Below are 4,594 nucleotides of genomic sequence, written 5' to 3' on the forward strand. Positions count from 1 at the left end.
GGGCTTGCCCGGCTGCTTTTTGCGCGGACCCTCAGCCGGGCAAGCCCGGCTCTACAACGGCGCGCCCCAGACATCGCGTCGAGAGCCCCTATTCACTCAACTCAATAGACGTCATCTATCAAAAAGTGCGAACTCGATAGGCAAAATCTTCAGTGAAGTTAAGAATGGGTGTTGATTGTCAACTGAGAATCATTATCATTTAACTCGTCCCACGCACGAGTCCAGACAATGAACACTCAAGCCGCTGTACTGCTGCGCCCCGAAACCCTGACCCTGCGCGACCGTCCGGTTCGCGCCGTCCCGGCAGAAGATGTGATCGACAGCGAGGCCCTGCTCAAGGGTCGCCGCGAAATCCTGATCCAGCATGGCGACCGCTTCTATCGCCTGCGTCATACCAGCAACGACAAGCTGATCCTGACCAAATGACGTCGGCGGCGGGGCCGGCTTCCCTCCCACCGGTCCCGCGCCGCGCACGGCTCTCTCCCCCTCGACGCTTCGCCTGCGCGCCGCGACCTGTGGTCGTGGGTGTCGGTCGAGGGCCCTCCTTCTGTGTCCAGCCGAATTCCGCCAACCACCATGACTTGTCCTGATCTGCCGGCTCGCGGCCGGGGTTCCCGTTTGCCGACCAACGGCCGGCGCTACCTGGCTGCGGCAGTTGCCGTGGCCCTGCTGCCGTTGACCGCCCACGCCGCGCCTGACGGTGCCGCCGATGCGCGCGAGTTCGATCGCGTACAGGTGACCGCCACCCGCACCGAACGTGCGCTCAGCGACGTGGCCGCGACCGTCGATGTGATCGACCGCGAGCAGCTGGACAATCATCTGGTCAACAACATCAAGGACCTGGTGCGCTACGAACCGGGCGTGTCGGTCACCGGCAGTCCGGCGCGATTCGGTCTCGGCGGCTTCCGCATCCGCGGCCTGGACGGCAACCGCGTGCTGATCCAGACCGACGGCATCGCCTTGCCCAAGGCCTTCAGCATCGGCAGCTTCTCCGACGCCAACCGCAACTTCACCGACCTGGAAACGCTCAAGCGGGTCGAGATCGTGCGCGGCCCGGCAAGCGCGCTGTACGGTTCGGACGCACTCGGTGGCGTGGTAGCCTTCGTCACCAAGGACCCGAACGATTACCTGAAGGACGACAAGAACAGCTATGTCGGCCTGAAGTTCGGCTATGACGGCGAATGGAAGGGACTGCTCGGCAGCGTCACCACCGCGTTCGGCGGCGACCACTGGAGCGGCATGGTGAACTTCAATCACCGCCAGGGCCAGGAAACCGAAAGCATGGGCGAGGTGCGCAGCAATGACCGCACCCGCACCGCCGCCAACCCGCAGGACCGCGACGGCCGCAGCGTGCTCAGCAAGCTGGTGTACGCGCCCAGCAAAGACCAGCGCTTCAAGCTGACCGTGGAAGGCAACGAAGACAGCGTCGACACCAACGTGCTGTCGTCGATTGACCACACCACCACCACCGGCATGCAGGCGCGCGACCACCAGACCCGCGCGCGGGTGTCGTTCGCGCATGAGATGGACAACCTGGCCGCCGGCTTCGCCGACAGCCTGTCCTGGCAGCTGTACCGGCAGGACAGCGAGACCACCCAGCGCACCGACGAAACCCGTGCCAACCGCACCTCGCGCCACCGCGAGTTCAATTTCGACCAGCGCGTGTACGGCCTGCAGGCGGTGTTCCACAAGGGCCTGGAAACCGGCAGCGTCAGCCATGAACTGACCTACGGCCTGGAAGGCACCTGGACCGAAACCCGGCAGAAGCGCGACGGCTACCAGGTACTGGCCAACGGCCAGACCAGCACCAGCATCCTGCCCGATGCGTTCCCGGTGCGTGACTTCCCGATCAGCAAGACCACCGAGCTGGGCCTGTACGTGCAGGACGAAATGCGCTTTGCCGACGGCCGCCTGTCGCTGGTGCCGGGCGTGCGCGTGGACCATTACGAACTGCGCCCGGATGTGGACGCGATCTTCGCCGCCGACAACCCGGGCATGGGCGTCTCTGATCTGACCAAGACCAGCGTGTCGCCGAAGCTCGGCATGGTGTGGCGCTTCGCGACCGACTGGTCGCTGTTTGCCGGCTATTCGCACGGCTTCCGCTCGCCACCGTACAACGACGTCAACCTGGGCTTCACCAACGTGATGTTCGGTTATACCGCCATCCCGAACCCGGACCTGAAGCCGGAAACCAGCGATGGCTTTGAACTGGGCGTGCGTTACCTGACCCCGGCGGCCTACGTGAGCGTCAGCGGCTACTACAACGACTACAAGGACTTCATCGAATCCCAGCGCCAGGTCGGCATCAACGACCAGGGCCTGATCGTGTTCCAGTCGCAGAACGTGGCGGACGCCGAGATCTACGGTGCCGAACTGAAGGCGGGCGTGGACTTCGGCGAACTCAGCACTGCCTTGGCCGGCTGGTCATTGAACGGCGCGGTCGCCTGGTCGCGTGGACAGAACAAGACCGAAGACGTGCCGCTGGCCTCGATTGACCCGCTGCGCGGCACGCTGGGCCTGGCCTACGACCGCGACAGCTGGGGCGTGGAACTGGCCGGCACCTTCGCGCGCCGCAAGGATCGCCTCGCCAGCGACACCACCTTTGCCCCGGGCGGCTACGGCGTGCTGGACCTGATGGCGCACTGGGAGTTCGCGCCGGGTGCGAAGTTCAACGTCGGCGTGTTCAATCTCGGCGACCGCAAGTACATCGATTACTCGGCGATCACTACTGCGCTGGCGACCAACAGCACGGTGATCGACCGCTACACCAATCCCGGCCGGAATGTTTCGGCCAGTCTCTCCGTCAGCTGGTAGCCGCCATGAGCCGAGCCCTGTCCGCCCTGCGTTCTTCCGACCGGTACCTGCGCCCCGCCCAGCTGCCTTCTCCGGCGCAGCTGGCAGCGCTGGGCACGGTGCTGTGTCTCTACCGCCCTGAAAGCAGTGAGCTGGGCGGCTGGCAACATGCGGTGTCCGCCCACGCCTGCCAGGGTGTGGACAGCGAGGGCATTCGCGAAAGCCTGTGCTTCGCCGATGCACGCGGCCGCTGCTGCTGGCGGCTGTACCTGCTGCCGGACAGTGACTTCCTGGCCTGGGACCGACTGGTCTCGGCCTATCCGGCGCGGCCGGAACAGGCGTTTGAAGGCGGGGTCGCCGAGCGCCTGTGGCGGCGGCTGGCGACCAAGCTGGGCAACGAGACCTGGCGGATGTGTGCACTGCGGCTGCAGGTCGGCGAGGGCAATCGTCTGGCGGCAAGCCTGGCGTCCTTGTCCACCCTGGGCGCGGCGACTGCACGTCGTATCGCCGATGTGGAAGGAGCCGAAGGCGAGTTATGGACAGACACGGCCGGCTTCAGCGCGGCGGCAACACCGCTGCTTCATCTTTCCTCACTTCGTCCTTCCTGAGGCTTTTCAAATGAAATTCCCGACAGCCAGCGCGTGGCTGCTGCTTGCCGCCAGCGGCATGGCCCACGCCCAGCCCTCCGACCTGAAACGCGACCACGACAGCATCCTGGCGATGCAGGGTGAGTACATCGTGGACTTCGCGTTCGACGAAACGGTGCTGCTGAAGCCGGGCTACGAGCGCGCACCGGCGGTGCGCAGTGGTGGCAATGAAGTGGTGATCGTGGTCGAAGACACGCCGCAGCGGATTGTGCTGCAGCACATTCTGGTCGACGGAAAGAGCGGTCATGTGACCAAGCACTGGCGACAGGACTGGGTGTATGAAGCACCGAACCGCTTCGAGTTCAGCGCGGACCAGACCTGGCAGGTGCGGACGATTCCGGCGGCGGTGAATGCAGGCGCATGGACGCAGTGCGTCTATGAGGTGAGCGACGCGCCGCGCTACTGCGGTACGGGCAAGTGGGACTACAGCAACGGAGTGGCGACGTGGACGAGCGACCTGAGCTGGCGTCCGCTGCCGCGCCGCGAGTACACGCGCCGCAGTGACTACAACGCGCTGGCGGTGATCAACCGGCATACGCTGACGCCTAACGGCTGGACGCACGAGCAGTTCAACACGAAGATTCTGCGCGGAGCGGATGGCAGCCAGCAGGAGATCGCGCGCGAGTTCGGTTTCAACGACTACAACAAGACCACGGACGTGGACTTCAAGCCGGCCTACGATTACTGGAAGGCGACGGCGGACTACTGGGCCAAAGTGCGCCAGCGCTGGGACGGCTTCCTGGGCCAGGCCCCAGGCGTGCACCTGAAGACCAAGCTGGACGGCATGGCGATGATCATCCCGCTGTTCACCCAGGCGCAGGACCTGCAGGACGGCAAGAAGGTCAAGGACGCGCAGATCGACGCCGTCTTCAAGCAGTGGGTAGAAAAGGCCCCGAACTGACCCGCCGCAATTGCATGCAATGTGCGCGTGCTTGCCACGCTGATCATGCTCTGTAGAGCCGGGCTTGCCCGGCTGCTCTTGCCTTGGTGGGATCGGTCGAAAGACGATCGCACGGAACCGCGCCATAACCGGTAACGACTGGAAATCATCGACACCGAGAAGGCACCGGGCTTCACCCGGTGCCTTCATGCATTTTGGCGAACAGCCCTCGGCTCACTGCATCCCCGGCTGGGCGGGTCGGGGTGGGCGTTCC

Annotated in this window: 4 protein-coding genes; all 4 read left to right on the forward strand. The window is 64.8% G+C overall.

The features are described from left to right. Positions 1 to 228: 228 nt before the first annotated feature. The 4 genes from QMX83_RS20310 to QMX83_RS20325 all read left to right on the forward strand — a co-directional run bounded on the left by QMX83_RS20310 (position 229) and on the right by QMX83_RS20325 (position 4,341). Positions 229 to 426, forward strand: coding sequence for a hemin uptake protein HemP (locus QMX83_RS20310; RefSeq protein ID WP_125361888.1), 198 nt, complete (start codon positions 229 to 231; stop codon positions 424 to 426). Between the two features lie 150 nt (positions 427 to 576). After that, entirely contained in the window at positions 577 to 2,814 is a 2,238-nt protein-coding gene (locus QMX83_RS20315; protein ID WP_282298444.1) for a TonB-dependent hemoglobin/transferrin/lactoferrin family receptor, read from the forward strand. Positions 2,815 to 2,819: 5 nt separating this feature from the next. Further along, a complete protein-coding gene (locus QMX83_RS20320) occupies positions 2,820 to 3,401 on the forward strand; it encodes a Hemin transport protein (RefSeq protein ID WP_282298445.1) in 582 nt (193 codons plus the stop codon). Between the two features lie 10 nt (positions 3,402 to 3,411). Continuing rightward, the gene (locus tag QMX83_RS20325; RefSeq protein WP_282298446.1) at positions 3,412 to 4,341 is read left to right on the forward strand and encodes a DUF6607 family protein; all 930 of its coding nucleotides are present in this window, start codon (positions 3,412 to 3,414) and stop codon (positions 4,339 to 4,341) included. The last annotated feature ends 253 nt before the right edge of the window (positions 4,342 to 4,594 follow it).

The organism is Stenotrophomonas sp. PS02289 (assembly GCF_029960115.1).
Lineage (GTDB): Bacteria > Pseudomonadota > Gammaproteobacteria > Xanthomonadales > Xanthomonadaceae > Stenotrophomonas.

Bases quoted from the DNA above. Each gene is read 5' to 3' on its own strand.
- QMX83_RS20320 (WP_282298445.1), top strand. From the start codon at position 2,820: ATGAGCCGAGCCCTGTCCGCCCTGCGTTCTTCCGACCGGTACCTGCGC.
- QMX83_RS20310 (WP_125361888.1), top strand. From the start codon at position 229: ATGAACACTCAAGCCGCTGTACTGCTGCGCCCCGAAACCCTGACCCTG.
- QMX83_RS20325 (WP_282298446.1), top strand. From the start codon at position 3,412: ATGAAATTCCCGACAGCCAGCGCGTGGCTGCTGCTTGCCGCCAGCGGC.
- QMX83_RS20315 (WP_282298444.1), top strand. From the start codon at position 577: ATGACTTGTCCTGATCTGCCGGCTCGCGGCCGGGGTTCCCGTTTGCCG.